This window comes from Klebsiella sp. CN_Kp104 (genome assembly GCF_040064515.1).
Classification (GTDB): Bacteria; Pseudomonadota; Gammaproteobacteria; order Enterobacterales; family Enterobacteriaceae; genus Klebsiella; species Klebsiella aerogenes.
In genome coordinates, this window is the sequence record NZ_JBEAII010000003.1 from 41,878 (window position 1) to 62,309 (window position 20,432).

At 53.6% G+C, this 20,432-nt stretch carries 15 protein-coding genes; 7 read left to right on the top strand and 8 right to left on the bottom strand.

Features of this window, described 5'->3' with window-relative positions; translation table 11 throughout:
* Positions 1-14: 14 nt before the first annotated feature.
* The 5 genes from ABLU80_RS06045 to ABLU80_RS06065 all read left to right on the top strand — a co-directional run bounded on the left by ABLU80_RS06045 (position 15) and on the right by ABLU80_RS06065 (position 6,317).
* Positions 15-878 carry a DUF2877 domain-containing protein gene (locus ABLU80_RS06045; protein WP_348849831.1) on the top strand — a complete coding sequence of 288 codons (864 nt, stop codon included), beginning with the start codon at positions 15-17 and terminating at the stop codon, positions 876-878.
* Positions 868-2,415 carry an acyl-CoA synthetase FdrA gene (gene fdrA, locus ABLU80_RS06050; protein WP_015367852.1) on the top strand — a complete coding sequence of 516 codons (1,548 nt, stop codon included), beginning with the start codon at positions 868-870 and terminating at the stop codon, positions 2,413-2,415. The genes ABLU80_RS06045 and fdrA overlap by 11 nt, the downstream gene beginning before the upstream one ends.
* Positions 2,415-3,833, top strand: coding sequence for a DUF1116 domain-containing protein (locus ABLU80_RS06055; protein ID WP_260841651.1), 1,419 nt, complete (start codon positions 2,415-2,417; stop codon positions 3,831-3,833). Before fdrA ends, ABLU80_RS06055 begins: the two co-directional genes overlap by 1 nt.
* Before the next feature lie 127 nt (positions 3,834-3,960).
* Positions 3,961-4,911 (top strand): carbamate kinase family protein, encoded by a 951-nt coding sequence (locus tag ABLU80_RS06060; RefSeq protein WP_047081033.1) that lies wholly within the window; start codon positions 3,961-3,963, stop codon positions 4,909-4,911.
* 17 nt (positions 4,912-4,928) lie between these two features.
* Positions 4,929-6,317 carry an amidohydrolase family protein gene (locus tag ABLU80_RS06065; protein ID WP_047081032.1) on the top strand — a complete coding sequence of 463 codons (1,389 nt, stop codon included), beginning with the start codon at positions 4,929-4,931 and terminating at the stop codon, positions 6,315-6,317.
* Between the two features lie 58 nt (positions 6,318-6,375).
* Here the strand turns inward: ABLU80_RS06065 and lysS are convergent, their stop codons facing one another.
* The 5 genes from lysS to cadC form a co-directional block, all read right to left on the bottom strand.
* Entirely contained in the window at positions 6,376-7,893 is a 1,518-nt protein-coding gene (gene lysS / locus ABLU80_RS06070) for a lysine--tRNA ligase (protein WP_015704650.1), read from the bottom strand.
* Positions 7,894-8,097: 204 nt separating this feature from the next.
* The gene (dtpD, locus tag ABLU80_RS06075) at positions 8,098-9,570 is read right to left on the bottom strand and encodes a dipeptide permease DtpD (protein ID WP_348849832.1); all 1,473 of its coding nucleotides are present in this window, start codon (positions 9,568-9,570) and stop codon (positions 8,098-8,100) included.
* 60 nt (positions 9,571-9,630) lie between these two features.
* A complete protein-coding gene (gene cadA, locus ABLU80_RS06080) occupies positions 9,631-11,778 on the bottom strand; it encodes a lysine decarboxylase CadA (RefSeq protein ID WP_015367858.1) in 2,148 nt (715 codons plus the stop codon).
* Between the two features lie 82 nt (positions 11,779-11,860).
* Positions 11,861-13,198 (bottom strand): cadaverine/lysine antiporter, encoded by a 1,338-nt coding sequence (cadB, locus tag ABLU80_RS06085; RefSeq protein ID WP_015367859.1) that lies wholly within the window; start codon positions 13,196-13,198, stop codon positions 11,861-11,863.
* A gap of 365 nt (positions 13,199-13,563) precedes the next feature.
* Complete coding sequence (gene cadC, locus ABLU80_RS06090) at positions 13,564-15,090, bottom strand: lysine decarboxylation/transport transcriptional activator CadC (RefSeq protein WP_058676019.1); 1,527 nt, start codon at positions 15,088-15,090, stop codon at positions 13,564-13,566.
* Between the two features lie 205 nt (positions 15,091-15,295).
* Between cadC and ABLU80_RS06095 the strand changes: the two genes are divergently transcribed.
* Positions 15,296-16,402, top strand: a complete 1,107-nt coding sequence (locus tag ABLU80_RS06095; RefSeq protein ID WP_348849833.1) for an alkene reductase — start codon at positions 15,296-15,298, stop codon at positions 16,400-16,402.
* Positions 16,403-16,512: 110 nt separating this feature from the next.
* Here ABLU80_RS06095 and ABLU80_RS06100 read toward each other — a convergent pair whose 3' ends face one another.
* The 3 genes from ABLU80_RS06100 to ABLU80_RS06110 form a co-directional block, all read right to left on the bottom strand.
* On the bottom strand, positions 16,513-16,785 hold the full coding sequence (locus tag ABLU80_RS06100; RefSeq protein ID WP_015367862.1) for a DUF1471 domain-containing protein: 273 nt from the start codon (positions 16,783-16,785) through the stop codon (positions 16,513-16,515).
* A 103-nt stretch (positions 16,786-16,888) separates the two neighbouring features.
* Entirely contained in the window at positions 16,889-17,809 is a 921-nt protein-coding gene (locus ABLU80_RS06105; RefSeq protein ID WP_015704646.1) for a Kdo(2)-lipid IV(A) acyltransferase, read from the bottom strand.
* A 280-nt stretch (positions 17,810-18,089) separates the two neighbouring features.
* Positions 18,090-18,926, bottom strand: a complete 837-nt coding sequence (locus ABLU80_RS06110) for an alpha/beta hydrolase (protein WP_015367864.1) — start codon at positions 18,924-18,926, stop codon at positions 18,090-18,092.
* Positions 18,927-19,551: 625 nt separating this feature from the next.
* On the opposite strand from ABLU80_RS06110, the gene ABLU80_RS06115 reads away from it, so the two are divergent.
* A complete protein-coding gene (locus ABLU80_RS06115; RefSeq protein WP_045393442.1) occupies positions 19,552-20,418 on the top strand; it encodes a GNAT family N-acetyltransferase in 867 nt (288 codons plus the stop codon).
* Positions 20,419-20,432 lie beyond the last annotated feature (14 nt).

A 20,432-nucleotide genomic window follows, 5' to 3' on the forward strand; every position in this document is an offset into this window, starting at 1 on the left:
CCTCATGGCGGTGTGTGCAAGCGCTAACTGCGGATGAGAGCTTTCTCTCGCAGCGCGGCGGCGGACAGGTCGAGCAGGTTTTCACTCATGCGGTGAACCTGCTCATCCCCGGCAAACCAGGGCTTCTGACGCTGCTGTGTGAAACCTCTGATAATGCGCCCAATAGCTGTAGGTTAGCACTCACCCACTTTGACAACCTGCTCCGGCCAGGGGAAAGCGTCCGGTTTACCGATTCAGGGATTTACATTGGCGATAATACATGGATAGACATCCATCGTTGTGAGCGCTGGCAAACGCCGCAGGCGGTATTAAACGCGGCAACATTTAGCCAGATAGCCTGGCGACGATGGCGCGATATTATCGTTACGCAGTTACATGAGGATGACACGTTATTTCTCTATCGCGGCGACAATCCCTTTTATCACGCGATGAGTCATGAACTCCAGCAGCGACGGGAAACATTATTTAAAGCACTTGGCGAAAATAAAAATATCAGTGCCGCCGTGGCGAACATGATCGGATTAGGCATTGGCCTGACGCCATCGGCGGATGATTATTTGCTAGGTCTAAGCGTTATTTTATTCATAAAGGGGCACCCGGCTAATCAATACCGGGAAGCATTTATAACCGCGCTGCAGAGCGCCCGACAAAATACTACGCCGCTCAGCGCGATAACGCTGGAGGCAGCGATAAACCAACGTTATCGCGAAAGTATCGCCGTGTTGATTAATCTGCTGGTTAATCAATCGACAACCTTTTCTATTGAGGCTATTGCCGATATTAAAAATATTGGCTCAAGTTCCGGCAGCGACATGCTATTGGGCATGGCGGATGCCTGCGCGCTGAGCCAAACGTATGGAGGGAATAATGTCAGTTAAAATAGTGGTGAAGAAGAATACCTATTTTGATTCCGTCTCATTAATGTCGATTTCCACCCGCGCTAATAAGCTCGATGGCGTAGAGCAGGCATTTGTGGCGATGGCGACGGAAATGAATAAAGGGGTGCTGAATAACCTTGGGCTGCTGACCCCGGAGCTGGAAGCAGCGAAAAACGGCGACCTGATGATCGTCATCAAGGGCAAAGACGGCGCCGATTGCGAACAGATACTCAGTGAAATAGAAGCGCTGTTCAGCAAAAAGGCCGAAAGCGGCCAGCACGAAGCGCGCTACGCTACCCTCGCCAGCGCCAAAAAACATCTTCCGCAAAGTAACCTCGCGATTATTTCGGTCAACGGCCTGTTTGCCGCTCGCGAAGCGCGTCAGGCGCTGCAAAACGATCTTAACGTGATGTTGTTTTCCGATAACGTCTCTATTGACGACGAACTGGCGCTGAAACAGCTGGCCCACGAAAAGGGGTTGTTGATGATGGGACCAGACTGCGGCACCGCCATTATTAACGGCGCGGCGCTGTGCTTCGGTAACGCGGTTCGCCGTGGCAACATCGGTATTATCGGCGCCTCCGGCACCGGTAGCCAGGAGCTGAGCGTCCGTATCCATGATTTCGGCGGCGGCATCTCGCAGCTGATTGGTACCGGAGGCCGCGATCTGAGTGAGAAAATCGGCGGCCTGATGATGCTCGACGCCATTCAGATGCTGGAAGCCGATCCGCAAACAGAAATTATCGTCCTTGTTTCTAAACCACCGGCTCCAGCGGTGGCGAAAAAAGTGCTCGAACGCGCTCGCGCCTGCCGTAAACCGGTGGTGGCGTGCTTCCTCGGCCGCGCCGAGCCTCCCGCCGATGAGCCAGGCCTGCAGTTCGCCCGCGGCACTAAAGACGCGGCGCTGAAGGCCGTCCTGCTGAGCGGTATTAAGCAGGAAAATCTCGATGTACATCCGCTGAACCAGGCGCTGATTGCTGACGTTCGCGCGCAGCTCACGCCACAGCAAAAGTACATTCGCGGCCTGTTCTGCGGCGGTACCCTGTGCGATGAAACCATGTTCGCGGTACTGGAAAAACACGCGGATGTTTATAGCAACATTCAGCCGGATCCGGCTTATCGCCTGAGCGATATCAATCGCAGCATCAAACACACCTTCCTCGATTTCGGCGATGACGACTTCACCAACGGTAAGCCGCACCCGATGATCGACCCAACCAACCGTATCAGTCGCCTGCTGCAAGAAGCGCGCGATCCCGAAGTGGCGGTCATCGTCATGGACTTCGTGCTGGGCTTCGGAGCGCATGAAGATCCGGTGGGTTCGACGATCGCGGCGATCAAAGAGGCCAAAGCCATTGCCGCCGCCGATGGCCGCCCATTAGCGATTCTCGCTTACGTGTTAGGCACCGACATCGATACGCCGTCGCTGGAGCAACAGCGCCAGATGCTGCTTGACGCTGGCGTCATTCTGGCCAGCAGCAGTACCAATACCGGTTTGCTGGCGCGTGAATTTATCTGCAAAGGGGAGCAAGCCTGATGAGCCAGTCGCTATTTAACCAGCCGTTGAACGTGATTAACGTCGGTATCGCCATGTTCAGCGACGATTTGAAAAAGCAGCACACCGCCGTCACCCAGCTCGACTGGACGCCGCCGGGCCAGGGCAATATGCAGGTGGTCGAGGCGCTGGATCGCATCGCCGACTCGCCGCTGGCGGATAAAATCGCCGCCGCCAACCAGCAGGCGCTGGAGCGTATTATTCAGTCGCACCCGGTACTCATCGGCTTTGATCAGGCCATTAACGTCGTGCCGGGCATGACGCCAAAAACCATTCTGCATGCCGGCCCGCCGGTGGAATGGCAAAACATGTGCGGCGCCATGAAAGGCGCGGTCACCGGCGCGCTGGTCTTTGAAGGGCTGGCGAAAGATCTGGATGAAGCCGCCGAGCTTGCCGCCTCCGGTGAAATTACCTTCTCACCCTGTCACGAACACGACTGCGTGGGTTCGATGGCGGGCGTGACGTCGGCGTCGATGTTCATGCACATCGTCGAGAACAAAACCTACGGCAATATCGCTTATACCAACATGAGCGAGCAGATGGCGAAGATCCTGCGCATGGGGGCTAACGATAAGAGCGTGATCGATCGTCTGAACTGGATGCGTGACGTGCAGGGCCCCATGCTGCGCGACGCCATGAAGATCATCGGCGAAATCGATCTGCGCTTAATGCTGGCGCAGGCGCTACACATGGGCGATGAGTGCCATAACCGCAACAACGCCGGCACCACCCTGCTGATTCAGGCGCTCACGCCGGGGATTATTCAGGCCGGTTATCCGGTAGAGCAGCAGCGCGAAGTGTTCGAATTTGTCGCCAGCAGCGATTACTTCTCCGGGCCGACGTGGATGGCGATGTGCAAAGCGGCGATGGACGCGGCCCACGGTATTGAATACAGCACCGTGGTGACCACCATGGCGCGTAACGGCGTCGAGTTCGGACTGCGGGTCAGCGGCCTGCTGGGACAATGGTTTACCGGCCCGGCCCAGCAGGTGATAGGCCCGATGTTTGCCGGTTTTAAACCGGAAGACTCCGGCCTCGATATCGGCGACAGCGCGATTACCGAAACCTATGGCATCGGCGGTTTCGCCATGGCGACGGCGCCGGCTATCGTCGCGCTGGTCGGCGGAACGGTAGAAGAAGCGGTCGATTTCTCGCGCCAGATGCGTGAAATCACCCTTGGCGAAAACCCGAACGTCACCATTCCGCTGCTCGGCTTTATGGGGATCCCGACCGCGATCGACATCACCCGCGTCGGCAGCAGCGGTATTTTACCGGTGATCAACACCGCTATCGCCCACAAAGACGCCGGGATCGGCATGATCGGCGCCGGGATCGTCCACCCGCCGTTTGCCTGTTTCGAAAAAGCGATCCTCAGCTGGTGCGATCGTTACGACGTTTAGCGTTGTAGCCCGGGCGAGGCGTTTGCGCCGACCCCGGGAAATCCCCGGCAGCCCTATGCCTGGCCGGGCGACTACCACGACCACACAATAACAATAACTACATCACCTTCTGTAGCGGAAGTCAGATATGAAAGAACTCATCGTCGTTGCCATTGGCGGCAACAGCATTATCAAAGATAACGCCAGCCAGTCGATCGAGCATCAGGCCGAGGCGGTCAAAGCGGTGGCCAGCACGGTGCTGGAGATGTTGACATCGGACTATAACGTGGTGCTAACCCACGGTAACGGCCCGCAGGTTGGGCTGGATTTACGCCGCTCGGAGATAGCCCACGAACGAGAAGGTCTGCCGCTGACGCCGCTGGCTAACTGCGTCGCCGATACCCAGGGCGGTATCGGCTACCTGATCCAGCAGGCGTTGAATAACCGCCTCGCCCAGCGCGGCGAGCAAAAGGCGGTTACCGTCGTCACCCAGGTTGAAGTGGATAAAAACGATCCCGGCTTTGCCTATCCGACCAAGCCTATCGGCGCGTTCTTTAGCGAAAGCCAGCGCGATGAACTACAACAGGCGCATCCTGAGTGGCGCTTTGTAGAAGATTCGGGCCGCGGCTATCGCCGGGTGGTCGCCTCGCCGGAGCCGAAACGCATTGTCGAAGCGGAAGCTATTAAAGCGCTGACCAGGCAAGGCTTTGTGGTGATCGGCGCCGGCGGCGGCGGGATCCCGGTGGTGCGTAGTCCACAGGGCGACTACCAGAGCGTGGATGCGGTGATCGACAAAGATCTCTCAACCGCCCTGCTGGCCCGCGAAATTGATGCTGATATTCTGGTGATCACCACCGGGGTGGAGAAAGTGTGCGTGAATTTCGGCAAGCCTAATCAGCAGGCATTGGGTCGCGTCGGTATCGACGAGATGAGCCGCTATATGCAGGAAGGGCATTTCCCGGCAGGCAGTATGCTGCCAAAAATCGTCGCCAGCCTCGCGTTCCTGCAACACGGCGGCAAACGGGTGATCATCACTACGCCGGAATGTCTGCCAGCCGCGCTACGTGGCGAAACGGGAACCCATATTGTGCATGACTGATACAAAAGGAAGAAAGAATGAATAAAGACAATAGCCGCCGTGAATTTCTTACCCAAAGCGGCAAGATGGTCACCGCCGCCGCCCTGCTGGCGGCGGGCGCGCCGGCGGCGTATGCCGCGGGAAGCCAATCGTCCGCGGCCACCTGCGATAATAAAGGCGCGGTCAACGTCGCCGATAAACATTACTACCTTGATAACGTGCTGCTGGAAAGCGGCTTCGAATATGAAAACGGCGTGGTGGTTCACACCCGGACCGAGCGGCAAACGCTGGAAATAAAAGACGGCAAAATCGTCGCCTTGCGCAGCAATCTGAGCCACCCGGACGCCACGCTGCCGCGCTATGACGCGGGCGGTAAACTGATGCTGCCTGCCATGCGCGACATGCATATCCATCTGGACAAAACGTTTTACGGCGGCCCGTGGCGCTCGCTTAACCGCCCGGCGGGCACCACCATTCAGGATATGATCAAGCTTGAGCAGAAACTGCTGCCGGAACTCCAGCCTTATACGCAGGCGCACGCCGAGAAGCTTATCGACCTGATTCAATCCAAAGGCTCCACTATCGCCCGCAGCCACTGCAATATTGAGCCGGTGTCCGGGCTGAAGAACCTTGAGAATCTGCAGGAAGTACTGGCGCGGCGTAAGCCAGGCTTTGACTGCGAAATCGTCGCTTTTCCGCAGCACGGGCTGCTGCTGTCGAAATCGGAATCACTGGTTCGCGAAGCGATGCAGGCCGGCGCCCACTACGTAGGTGGCCTCGACCCGACTAACGTCGATGGCGCGATGGAGAAATCGCTCGATACCATGTTCCAGATTGCGCTCGATTACGACAAAGGGGTGGATATTCACCTGCATGAAACCAGCCCGGCGGGCGTGGCGGCAGTGAACTATATGGTGGAAACCGTGGAGAAGACGCCGGCGCTGAAAGGCAAGCTGACCATCAGCCACGCTTTTGCGCTGGCGACGCTCAACGAGCAGCAGGTCGATGCCATCGCGACCCGCATGGCGGCGCAGCAGATCACCATCGCCTCCACCGTGCCGATCGGCACTCTGCACATGCCGCTCAAACAACTGCGCGAAAAAGGCGTCTTCGTGATGACCGGTACCGATAGCGTGATTGACCACTGGTCGCCGTACGGACTGGGCGACATGCTGGAGAAAGCCAATCTCTACGCCCAGCTGTATATCCGCCCCAATGAGCAGACCCTGTCGCGCGCGCTGGCCATCGCCACCGGCGACGTGCTGCCGCTGAATGACAAGGGCGAGCGCGTATGGCCAAAAGCGCAGGACAACGCCAGCTTTGTGCTGGTCGATGCCTCCTGCTCCGCCGAAGCCGTGGCGCGAATTTCGCCGCGCACCGCCACCTTCCATAACGGTAAGATGGTCTGGGGCAGCGTCGGCGCCTGATGCCACCGTAATTTAAAAAACCCCGGCAAGCCGGGGTTTTGTCATTTACCAGACGCGATTACTTCTGCGGACGCATGGCCGGGAACAGAATAACGTCGCGGATGGTGTGGCTGTTGGTGAACAGCATCACCATGCGGTCGATACCGATACCCAGACCGGCGGTCGGCGGCAGGCCGTATTCCAGCGCGGTGACGTAGTCTTCGTCATAGAACATCGCTTCGTCATCGCCCGCCGCTTTGGCGTTGACCTGATCCTGGAAACGCTGCGCCTGATCTTCCGCATCGTTCAGCTCGCTGAAACCATTACCGATTTCGCGGCCGCCGATGAAGAACTCGAAGCGGTCGGTGATTTCCGGGTTCACGTCGTTGCGGCGCGCCAGCGGGGAAACTTCCGCCGGGTATTCGGTGATGAAGGTCGGCTGAATCAGATGCGCTTCCGCCACTTCATCGAAGATCTCGGTCACGATACGTCCCAGACCCCAGCTTTTCTCTACCTGAATACCGATAGATTCCGCCAGCGCTTTCGCCGCGTCGAAGTTATCCAGATCCGCCATGTTGGTTTCCGGACGGTGTTTCTTGATGGCTTCGCGCATGGTCAGTTTTTCAAACGGCTTGCCGAAGTCAAACACCTGGTCGCCATACGGCACTTCGGTTTTGCCCAGCACCGTCTGCGCCAGAGTGCGGAACAGCGACTCGGTCAGTTCGATGAGGTCTTTGTAATCCGCATACGCCATGTACAGTTCCATCATGGTGAACTCTGGGTTATGGCGTACGGAGATCCCTTCATTACGGAAGTTACGGTTGATTTCGAAGACGCGTTCGAAGCCGCCAACCACCAGACGTTTCAGATACAGTTCCGGCGCGATACGCAGGTACATATCCAGATCCAGCGCGTTGTGATGGGTGATGAACGGACGGGCGGAAGCGCCGCCTGGGATCACCTGCATCATCGGGGTTTCGACTTCCATAAAGCCGCGAGCAACCATGAACTGACGCATGGTGGCGAGGATCTGCGAACGGATACGGAACGTATGACGCGACTCTTCGTTGGCGATCAGATCCAGATAACGCTGGCGATAGCGGACTTCCTGATCCTGCAGGCCGTGGAATTTATCCGGCAGCGGGCGCAGGGCTTTGGTCAGCAGACGCAGCTCGGTGCAGTGAATGGAGAGTTCGCCGGTTTGCGTTTTGAACAGCTTGCCGCGGGCGGCGATAATGTCGCCGAGATCCCATTTTTTAAACTGTTCGTTGTAGACGCCTTCCGGCAGGTCATCCCGCGCGACGTACAGCTGAATGCGGCCGCCGACGTCCTGAAGGGTGACGAAAGAGGCTTTACCCATGATGCGGCGGGTCATCATACGGCCAGCAACAGAGACTTCAACGTTCAGGGAAGCGAGTTCATCGTTATCCTTCGCATCGAATTCAGCGTGCAATTGGTCAGAGGTATGATCGCGACGGAAATCGTTCGGAAAAGCGACGCCCTGCTCACGCAGCGCAGCCAATTTTTCGCGACGAGTTTTCAGTTCATTATTAAGGTCAATTGCCTCATCGGCACCTTGTGCTTGTTGTTCAGACATGTTGGTTCCTCATAACCCTGCTTTCAAACTAGCTTCGATAAATTGAACCAGGTCACCATTCAGCGCGGCCTGTCTCTGGTAACACACCAGAGAACAATCTTAACGACTCTGGATTCACTACAAGCTGATCTCACTCAGCTATGGCTTCACTAACGGTATTTTTTATCGTTGGCTTCCGCGCCTGCCAGAATATCCACCTCCTGTTCACTTGGCTGTTGAGTTAATGTCCCCGGTCTCGCTACGCTGGCCGGGGCTGCAAATCGCGGCAAAGGCGACAATGACAATCACCGCTACGCAGCCGAGAGTCCATTCGCCCATCTGCGAAAAGAAATGCTGATAGGCGGCAATCGCCGTGTCGCTGATTTGCGATTCGGTGGTTTGCTGGGCCACCACCCCGGCCAGCCAGTTGGCGACCGCGCCGGTGGCCAACATATAAATGCCGGTTAATACGCCGGTGACGCCGGGCATGTTCAGACGGGTTATCTGCGCCATCGCCACCGGGTCAATAAACAGTTCGGCAAAGCCCATCATCGCCAGCCCGGCGACCATCATGCCCATCGAGGCCTGACCGTCAGCCGCGCCGTGGCGGGCATTCAGCGCCAGCAGCATAAATCCGCCGCCCATCAGCAGCAGGCCGAAAGCAAATTTCAGCCACACTTTTAACACCGAGCGGGTTCGCCCTTCCGGGCGGATAAGCCACGCCAGGATCACGCCAGCCGCCATCACCGCTACCGCGTTAACCGACTGGAACAGCGCGGTCGGTACTTCAATATTGAACAACCGGCGATCAACAAAGTGGTCGATAAACAGACTAATCGAGCTGCCGCCTTGCTGCGCCAGTACCCAGAACAGCGTTCCGGTCAACATCAGCAGAACGATTTGCCACAGCGCGCGGCGATGCTGCGGCGATTTGATCATGATCCGCGCCACCATCTGCGCGGCGAACAGGCAGACAATCGCCAGCAGATAACCGGACCAGTTGTTTTCTAACAGCAAGGTGAAGAACACCGGCGCCAGGCACAGCATCACCACCAGCCAGCCCCAGGTCGGCAACACGAATTTGACCGCGCGCAGCGCCTGTTTGTCGACGCCGCGGGTGTCACGGAAATAGCGGCTGCCGCTTAAGAAAATCATCAGGCCGATAAACATGCCTATCCCCGCCAGCGCAAAGCCGATATGCCAGCCGTACCACTGCGCCGCCAGCCCGCAAGCAATGGGCGCGGCTATCGAACCGACGTTACCGGCGGCATACAGCAGCGAGAAACCGCCATCGCGACGATGGTCGTCAGCGGCGTACAGTTCGCCAAGCAGGCAGCTGATATTGGATTTGAACAGGCCATAGCCGCAGATAATGATCGCCAGCGCCAGATAGAGGCTCCAGGTGGAATCAGATTCGACGCCCAGCACCACGTGGCCGAGGGTCATCAACAACGCCCCGGCAATCACCGCCGTGCGGTTGCCGAGCAGGCGGTCGGCAAGCCAGCCGCCGAGAATGGGGGTTACGTAAACTAAAGATGCGTAGGCGCTGAACAGACTGATGGCGTGGCTATCGTCAAAGCCAAGTTGGTGGGTGAGATAAAGGATGAGTAAGGCGCGCATGCCGTAAAAGCTGAAGTACTCCCAGATCTGGATCGCTACGATGTAGTAAATCGCGCGCGGCTGTGAGGGTGTTTTCATAGGTTCTCCTTGCAGCGTGAAAAAAGGGAAGTGGCAAGCCACTTCCCTTGTGTGCGTCTATTACTTGTTGTTTTCTTCTTTCAGCACTTTAACGGTGTAACGACCATCCGCCTGACGATATGCGCCGTGGATATCGGTTTCGAAGCCCGGGTAGTGAGCGCCGATTTCGCACAGCATCTGCAGGAACTCCAGCACCGGGCGGCTTTCTTCGGTGATCATCTCACCAGGCATGACCAGCGGTACTCCCGGAGGATACGGCAGGATCATGTTGGCGTTGACGCGGCCTACCATCTCTTCGAGGTACACTTCTTCAGTCTGACCGTGCAGCTCTTTCTGGAACGCGGCATACGGGGTCATCACCATGGATGGCAGCACTTCGAATGCGCGGAACATCAGGTCCGGCAGGTTGTGATGCTCAACCAGTTTATGGATGTTCTGCGCCAGGTCCTGAATACGCATGTTTTCATAGAATTCAGGATCTTCACGGTACAGAGACGGCAGCATGTTTTTCACCCGCAGGTTCAGGTCGAACGCGCGTTTGAAGTCGGTCAGCGCACGCAGCAGGCTCAGCGCTTTTGTCTTATCGATACCGATGCTGAACAGGAACAGCAGGTTGTACGGACCGGTTTTCTCAACCACGATGCCGTGTTCGTCGAGATATTTCGCCACGATGCTTGCCGGAATACCGAAATCATCCATGGTGCCGTCTTTCTTCATCCCCGGAGTCAGCAGCGTGACTTTGATCGGGTCGAGGTACATGTGTTCGTTATCGATGTTTTTGAAACCGTGCCATGCGCTATCGGAGCGCAGCGGCCAGCATTCAGCGCCATCGATATGTTCCGGCTGCCATACATCGAAGAACCAGCCTTCAGACTCGCCTTTCAGACGTTTGATCTCTTTACGGAACTTGATCGAACGTTCGATAGAACCGTCGATCAGGCGTTTACCGGCGTTACCGCGCATCATCGCCGCCGCGGTTTCGGTGGAAGCCACGATACCGTAGTGCGGAGAAGTGGTGGTGTGCATCATGTAGGCTTCGTTGAAGGTTTCTTCGTTAACGTCGCCTTTCACGTGGATCATCGAAGCCTGAGAGAATGCCGCCAGCAGTTTATGCGTGGACTGGGTTTCGTAGATCACTTTCCCTTCAACGCGACCGCCGCTCATCCCGCATTTGCCTTCATAGATCGGCGAGAAGTTGGTGTAAGGGACCCATGCGGAGTCAAAGTGGATGGATTTCACATCCAGGGTTTTCTTGATGAAGTCGGTGTTATACAGCAGACCATCATAGGTTGAGTTGGTGATAACCGCGTGTACCGGCCAGGTCGCATTCGGCGTCTCTTTCACACGCTTGGCGATAGTCGCGTGCTGGAACTCGCTCTGCGGGATCCCGCCGAGGATACCGTAGGCGTTACGGGTCGGACGGAAGTAGATCGGCGTAATGTCGCTCATCATCATCAGGTGAGTCAGCGATTTGTGGCAGTTACGGTCAATCAGCACGGTGCTGCCGGCAGGCGCGGAGTACATACCGACGATTTTGTTAGCGGTAGATGTACCGTTGGTCACCATGTAGCTGCGTTCAGCGTTAAACACACGAGCGATATACTCTTCCGCTTCTTTGTGCGGGCCGCTGTGGTCGAGCAGTGAACCCAGTTCAGAAACCGAAATGGAGATATCGGATTTCATGGTGTTGGAACCAAAGAAATCATAGAAGATGCTGCCTACCGGGCTTTTCTGGAACGCGGTACCGCCCATGTGGCCTGGGGTACAGAAGGTATATTTGCCTTCACGTACATATTTGAACAGCGCTTTGGTCAGCGGCGGCAGAATGGTATCGATGTATTCGTCAGTGTTCTGTTTGATTTTGTTCGCAATATCTTCAGCGGCGCCCAGCGCATATTCGAAGAAGCGAACCTGCATGCGCAGATCGTTCAGGCTAACGTCCAGGGTGGAGTAGGTGTTAGCGAAAGCGTACAGCGGCATGTACTCGTTCATTTTGCTGATTTCTTCGCACAGTTCGAGATTGTATTTATCCCAGTCGAAGATCACGCCGCACAGACGAGAGTTGTTTTCGATAAGTTTTAATAAGTCGTCACGGTCGTTCGGGTAGACAATACGGAAGTCCAGGCGTTCGAGAGCACGATGCAGTTCACGGATGGGTTCTTCTTTGAAGTAAACACCCATGTGATTCATGATTGCAATAACGTTCATAGTCAAATCTCCAGATGTAGAAAGCCCCTCCCGTCTCGATGTGACAGGTGATGGAAGGAGCCTCAGGAAAAAGGGTTACTGATTAGTGCGCGTTAGCGGGGCTGTTGTTATCCGTTGCGTTGTTCTGCTGGCGCTGGTGCATTTTGCGACCGTAGAACATCAGGATAATCAGGCTAACGATGAAGGTGCCGGCCAGTTCGAAGGAGCTTGCGCCCATCAGCGCGATGAAGCAGAACACGCAACCCAGTACCGAACAAATCAGGCTAACGAAGTTACGAATGTTGATGCCTTCGAAACGAATCAGGTCAACACAGGAGTAGAAGTAAGGCAGCATGGTCAGCAGTACCGCGATACCGGTCAGTTCGCCGAACAGGTCAGAAGCTTTACCACCGGCGGAGTTCATCAGGGTAATCAGCACCATCAGCGCGGTCATTTTCACCGCCGCCAGCAGCAGGCCTTTTTTCGGGATACCGTTGCTATCGACTTCGCCATACACTTTCGGGAAGTTACCGTCGTTGGCGGCACGTACACCGGCCTGGCCAACCAGCATCATCCATGAGCCCAGAGAAGTCAGGCAAGCAAAGGCGGTGAAAGCGGAAACCATCGGAGCAGCCCAGCCGCCGAGAATGGTAGAGGCGCTAATCGCGAACGGCGCGCCGGATGCGGCCATCTGAGAAGCAGGATACATACCGGCGATAACCTGAGTCGCGGCGATATAGACGATACCAGCCATCGCAGTACCCAGCATGGTTGCCAGCGGTACGGTACGTTTCGGGTTTTTCACCATCCCGGTACTCACTGCGGCGGATTCTACGCCAACGAAGGCCCACAGGCAGAGCAGGATACTTTTAATGACCGCGTGGCTATCAGTGGTGCTGGAGGTGTTCCAGTTCGCCTGATAAGTTGCCGCGTCAAACCAATGCCAGCCGACGACCGCTGTCATCACCACCGGAATAAGCACCAGTACCAGACCAATAGTGGTCAGACGGCTTACCCAGGTCCCGCCGAGCATATTAACGAAGGTAAAGATCCACACGATGGCAATACAGGCAATACCTGCTGGCACCGGGTTATTTAAAATTGGGAAGAACGTAGAGAGATAAGATACTGCGGTAATACCGATTGCCAGGTTACCAATCCAGTTTGCATGATAATAAAGGACGCCGGTCTGGAAACCGAAGGCCGGAGAAATTTCCCCTGCGTACGCAATTGGGCCACCCTGCTGCGGGTTCTTGGTCGCCAGTCGGGCATAAACATAAGCCAAAGACATCGCGCCAATAATAGAAATCACCCAACCCCAAATGGCAATACCACCGATGCTGGCGAGGTTCGCAGGTAATAGTGCAATACCGCTCCCCATCATATTACCGGCGACTACGCCGGTACAGGCAAATAGCCCGATCTTTTTGGCAGAACTCATGGTTGTTTTTCTCCTAAGTTTATTTGGGAGGTACAGATCATGATAGAGAACCATTTATTGACCCGACCAACTGCCAACAAGATTACTGATTCGTACGAGATAAATCCTAAAGATAAAGTGAAATAACTACAAACATCAGACAAATGATATTTTGACCTTTTTCGATTAACATATAAACATGACATGTTGATATCAAAAAAAGATAAACATCGAATACTTACAAAGAGTTAGAGAGACATTCCGGTGTTGGAATTGTGTTACCAGGCAGGAAAATAACGCTTATTTCAGGTAACAATCAGAGTGCTCATGAGATACATAAATTTAACCTCATCATACTCAAAACCATGAGCATGATGAGGGTTTACTTATTCTGAAGCGAGGAAATTGTCGAGATACGGTACTACGCGGGTGACGGAGGTCTGGAATACTCCGTTTTCAATCCAGTACAAGGTGTTTTCGCCAGGGCGTAAATTAAACGCCGTCAGGTAGGCATCGGCAGCTTCGCGGTTCTGTCCTTTCATCTCATAAACTTTACCGAGTAGCACGTAATTCATCCACGACATTTCTAAATCAATGCCCGTGTTGATCGCGCTGTACGCTTCATCTATTTTCCCTTTGCCTAACATATCTACCGTTTTTATCTGGTAGAAAATCGCCATATCTTTAATGCCGGGCATTTCACCTACTTTTTCAACCTCGGCATACAGCGTCGCTAATTGTTTTTCATCCAACGGCTGCTGCGAATGACGTAATACATCCACCAGCGCTTTTTCGGCGTAAGCATAAATAAAGTCCGGCGATTGTTTAATGACGTCATCGAGTATATCGCTGGCTTTACCTAATGAATCGACATCACCTTTCATTAACAGCTGATGGGCCTGATAAAGACGGGTTAATGAAGGGCTTTGCGCGGGTTGATACTGTTTCAGCATCGCTTTCATGCGATCCGGCCACGGCTGCATTAGCGCGGTTGACAGACTATCCAGCAGGTCATTCTGAATGGTGAGCTGGTTATCCATGGTAATAAAGTAGCGTTTATCGAGCATCGTCGAGCCGTCGGCGTTATCGACCAGTTGCACCGACATAAAGCACTGCTGGGCGCGATAGTGGCGCTGATTAACGAATTCGATGGTCAACGTTTTACCCGAACTGCTGGGCTCGTTGATGTTGTAGTTGGTTTTATCGTGGACCATAAAGGTCGAGAAGGTGTTGAGCGAGGTGGTTACCAGGCTGCCCAACCCTACCGCATAGGCATGCTGCGATGCCCAGTTGTTGCATGAACTGCCGTTTACCAGGTGTATGTCGATATCGCGCGGGTTGAGCAGCAGGCGAGTTTTGGTTTCCGGCGGCCGCGATTCTATCGACGACAAAGCGACTAACGCGACGCAACTGCCCAACGCCAGCAGGAACAGCGTCCACACCCAGAAGGTGGTGATCCGTTTACGTTTTTCCGGCACTGCCGTCGCCGCTGGCGCAGCAGATGAAGGAGAAATAGTCGGTGGCGACGTTTCAGGAACGGTGACAGGGGCCACTGGCGGGACAACCGGCGCCAACTCTTCGCCCTCTTCCGTACACCAAATTACCGGGACCGTCAGCTTGTAGCCGCGTTTGGGCACCGTCGCAATATATTCCATGCTGCCGTCATCGCCGTCTTTCAGTGACTTACGCAACTCGGAAATACTTTGGGTGACGACATGGCTGGTCACCACGTTGCGCGTCCAGACGTGATCGATAAGCTCGTCCCGGCTAAGTACCTCGCCAGGATGTTGAGCAAAGTAGACCAGAAGATCGATTAAACGCGGTTCGAGAGTAAGCTGACGTCCGTTCCGGCTAATTTGGTTTACAGAAGGAGTAACGAGCCATTCCCCAACGCGAACAACAGGTTGTTGCATAAAAAAACCCCAGGACGAAAAGGGAAAGGCGCGATAATACCACATTTCGCCTACCTAATTATGCGGGTGGTCAATACCCCACACGTTTGGCATAAGCTACTCCCTTTATATACAAATCAGTTAACAGTCTATGAACATCGTTGTCATTTAATCCAAAATAGCCAGGGTCTATGCTGCGTCCATCAAGTCGTTAAGGAGACGCATTATGTTATTCGACCACTATTCCTTGCAGGCCCTATCGTTAAACAACCGTATCGTGATGCCGCCGATGACGCGTTCCCGCGCCGGAGCCGGTGATGTCGCTACCGATCAGATGGCGGAGTATTACGCCCAACGCGCCAGCGCCGGTTTAATTATCAGCGAAGGCACGCAGATTAGCCAACAGGGACAGGGTTATGCCTGGACGCCGGGCATCTATAATGAAGCGCAGATCGCCGGCTGGAAAAAAGTCACCTCTGCGGTACACCAGGCGGGAGGCAAAATTTTTGCCCAGCTCTGGCATGTAGGGCGTGTCTCCCATACCGTACTGCAGCCGGGCAATGCCGCGCCGGTTTCCTCGTCTGCTATTCAGGCTGAAGGGGTGAAGGTCTTTGTCGATGTCGAAGGCCGCGGCCCGGAAAACGGCGTCGGTGAAATGGTGCAGCACTCGATGCCGCGCGCTCTGACTCGCGAAGAGATCCCGGCTATCATCGAACAATATGCGCAGGCCGCGCGTAACGCTATAGCCGCCGGTTTTGATGGCGTAGAACTACACGGTGCAAATGGCTATCTGATTAATCAGTTTATTGATTCTCGAGAAAACCAGCGCACCGATGAGTACGGTGGTTCGTTAACCAATCGCCTGCGTTTCCTCAAAGAAGTCGCGCAGGCCGTTGCCGATGCGATTGGGAAAGAGAAACTGGGTATCCGCCTGGCGCCGCTGACCACCTTGATGGGGTCGAAAGACGATACGCCGGAAGCCACCTATCTGGCGGCGGCCAGCGTCCTCAATGATATCGGCATCGCCTATATCCATATCGCCGAAGCCGACTGGGACGATGCGCCGGTGATGCCCGCCGCCTTTAAAGAAGCGCTGCGCCAGGTGTTCCGCGGCACGATGATTTATTCAGGGAAATACACCGTAGAACGTGCCGAAGAGGCGCTGGCCAAGGGCTGGGCCGACCTGATTGGTTTTGGCCGTCCGTTTATCGCCAACCCGGATCTGCCCTATCGCCTGCAACACAACCTGCCGCTGAACCAGCCAATCAGAGAGCAGTTTTTCGGCGGTGGTAAAGAGGGCTACCTCGACTACCCTACCGTCGATGCGAAGTAAACGGAGCAAATCGCTTCATAGCACTTAAATAAAAAACCCGGCAGCGCTGTGGCATGCCGGGTTAAAAATAAGACTTTCGACGTTTATGTATAATTAATCAATGTGATTAATTATTTATACACTTCCGCCGTTGCTTCAAAGTTCGGCCCATGTTCACGCGCCGCGGTAATAATATAATATTTACCGCCCTTCTCATCTGCCAGCTTAGAAAGCTGGTCGTGCAGGTCAGAAGGTGAAGAGAATTGCCCGCCAGACGGCCCCACAGAAATACTGCCCACGTGAGTCAGTTTGAAATGCGAAGCTTCTTCTTTAGTAATTAATTGCGCTGCCGAGGCGCCAAAGGCAACAGCAGAAAGAGCTAAAGCGACTAATACCTTTTTCATCCTACATTCTCCTTGGATTAGAGCCTAATTGAGGCTCTTTCAGTATAGACACTAGATTAATAAGCGCGCTATTTATCGGATTATTTTTCACCGTTCACCGCGCTTAGTAGCGCGACGGTACCCCTTCCGGACGGGTCTTAAAACGACGATGCAGCCACATGTACTGTTCCGGCGCCATCAGGATACATTGCTCAATAATTTTGTTCATCCAGCTGGCGGTAGTTTCCGGGGAATCCAGCGGCGGCGTCGCCTCTGGCTGCAGCGCAATCAGCTCATACCCGGCACCATTGGGCTTTCTTCGCGGAACAAAAGGAACGATGGTGGCTTTTGACATTCTCGCCAGCATCCAGGTACCGGTGGTGGTCGCAGCATTATCCACATTGAAAAAGGGAACAAATACGCTACTGGCGCGACCATAATCATGATCCGGAGCGTACCAGAGGATCTCGCCCTCTTTCAGCGACTTAACCATACCTTTCAAGTTTTTACGATCCAGCATCGTCTTGTTAGAACGCAGCCGTCCCCAGGTTTGCAGCCAGTCGATCAGCGGATTATCATTTGGCCGGTAAACGCCAATCCCCGGCGTGAACATGCCAAACATCCGCGCGCCGAGTTCCAGGGTCAGAAAGTGAATGCCAATTAGCAAAATACCCTGCTTCTGTTCCTGCAGTTCAACGACTTCATTGACGCCGCTGGTCTCGGTCCAGCGCTCGACGCGATGGGTTGGCCAGAACCATGCCATGCCGGTTTCCATCAACCCCATGCCCAAAGATTCAAAATTCTTAACCAACATTTCATGACGCTGCGCCGGGCTGAGGTGAGGAAAGCAGAGCTCAAGATTGCGCTGCGCAATACGTACCCTTCCGCGCAAAAAATGCATTGATAAACGCCCCAGACCATGGCCCAGACGATAGATCAGCGGATAAGGAAGTTGTACCACCAGCCACAATAAGCCAATGCCCAGCCATGCCGGCCAGTAACGCGGGTGTAATAATGAAAGAGAGAATTTGGGTAAATGCGACATCTGACTATTGCTCTTCAGGATCCTTGATTTACATGCCAGTGGGAGGCCTCAGTCCGAATTTGCGGATAAGGTACCCGATCCACAACATTTAGTTTTTTCCTATTCGTGCGGTAATACGCATACAAGCGTAGAGTATAACCTCTACACTGCCCTGGTATTAAACGAACTGTGTAACAAATTTATTATTAATTTTTGGTATAGCGGTACTCAAGCTTGCGTTATTTATCTTCAACAATAAATAAATAGCCTTCGAAGAAACCTCCCCGAAGGCTGAATATTGTTATGAACGAATGAAAGCCAGCAGATCGGCGTTAATCACATCCGCATGTGACGTGTGCATACCATGCGGTAAGCCCGGATAAATTTTCAGCTCGCTATTCGCTAAGAGTTTATCCTGCAAAATGGCGGCATTCTTATAAGGAACAACCTGGTCGTCGTCGCCCTGCATCACCAGCACCGGCACCGTAATCGCTTTCAGATCGTCGGTCTGATCGGTTTCAGAGAAGGCTTTAATCCCTTCATAATGGGCTTTCGCGCTACCGGTCATCCCCTGACGCCACCAGTTTTGAATGGTACCTTGCGAAACCTCTGCGCCATCTCGGTTAAAACCGTAGAACGGGCCACTGGCAACATCGAGATAGAACTGTGAGCGATTAGCCGCAAGCGCCTTGCGGAAACCGTCAAATACTTCGATGGGCGTACCGCCGGGGTTATTGTCGGTTTTCACCATTAACGGCGGTACGGAACTAATTAATACTGCTTTGGCTACCCGACCCTGCGGTTGACCATATTTAGCCACATAGCGCGCGACCTGACCGCCGCCGGTTGAATGACCAACGTGAACAGCGTTATGCAAATCCAGACTTTCGACCACAGCAGAAGCATCGGCCGCATAGTGATCCATATCATGGCCTTCGCTTACCTGGTCGGAACGCCCATGGCCGCGGCGGTCGATAGCGATGACGCGAAACCCTTGCGCGAGGAAAAACAGCATCTGGTTATCCCAGTCATCAGCGCTTAACGGCCAGCCATGGTGGAACACAATAGGCTGAGCCTCTTTCGGACCCCAGTCTTTAAAATAAATATTAACGCCATCTTTAGTTGTTACGAATGCCATATCACGAACTCCTCTATTGAAAATATGACAACTTCTCATTAACATTCAATTGGTTACATTCAGCGCTGATATGATGTTTTCCCTTTGTTTGCGAAAAACCTCAATGGCAACGGTGCCACAAAGTGTAGAAGATGATGGCTCATTTAGCTCATCCCTCAGCAATTTAATATCATCGCAGAAGCTAAAATACGCCTTGTGCCGTTGAGAGTTAGTTCATATTACCTATTGATTAAATATGCCTTTTCGATATCTTTTATTTTATAGATAAATATCAGCGCGTTATGCCAAAAATAAATAATTAAAATATTTTTATCTTATACTTACGCTCTGCTGTAAATTTCTCTCAAATAGATTTCTTCAGATTATTCCCCGAGAAAAAAGAATAAACCAAATGATCCACGTGCTCATTTTTAAACCGAAGCGGTTGTGCCTTACTGACCTTATCCACGCAGAATGTTCGCTGTTAATTGTGAGCCAGGCAACGTCCTGAGCGATGCCCTTCTATCAATGCTGTACAAACCACAGAAAACCGCCATACTCAGGTGCAAAGCCTGTGATTTTCAAGAGGTAAAATTTGCCTGTAGCAATCCCGGATAGCAAAACGGATAAGAAAGGAATGACTGCGATGCACTACAAATTGGTTAAGCAACTCAAAGATGATAATACATTAAGAAAAAGCTTTATTGATTTAGCCATCAAAACGTTCGATCTATCCTTTGACGCCTGGTATCAGCAAGGGTACTGGAGTGAATCCTATATCCCCTACGCTTTCGTTGATAAGAATAAAGTTATCGCTAACGCCTCCGCTAATATTATTGATCTGGTCTGGCAAGGCCAACCCCGACGCTATATTCAAATAGGTACGGTAATGACCAACATTGATTACCGTAATAAAGGGCTTGCCGGACAGTTGATACAACATATTCTTGATGACTGGCGTGACAAAGCGGATGCTTTTTTCCTGTTTGCCAACTCCACCACCGTCGACTTCTACCCCAAATTTGGCTTTACGCGGACCGACGAATATCAATATGTTGCGCCCGTTTCGCCGACTCCCGGCGACTTCCGTAAACTGGATATGGATAGTGCGCAGGATATTGCCCTGCTTAAGCACTACTACCAGAAATCCAACCCCTTTTCACAGCTACGAGTGGAGAATAACTTCGGTCTGCTGATGTTTTACTGTTCGGCGTTTATGAAGCATTTCGTGTACTACTCGGAGAAAAACCAGGCCGTCGCCATTGCGATGCAAAGCGCCCATGAGCTGATCTGCTTTGATATTTTTTGCGATGCCGGACAATCCATGGCGACCATTATCAATGAACTCGCCCAGCCGCAATCGCAGCAGGCGGTGCTTGGTTTTACGCCGAAGGAAGCGCGCCTTGGCGAGTACGAAAAAATAGACGGCGACGATATGTTGTTTATCTATTCCAACAAAGAGAACATTTTCCACGACAACAAATTGATGTTCCCGCTGCTGGCGCACGCCTGATGCCAGGCCGCAGG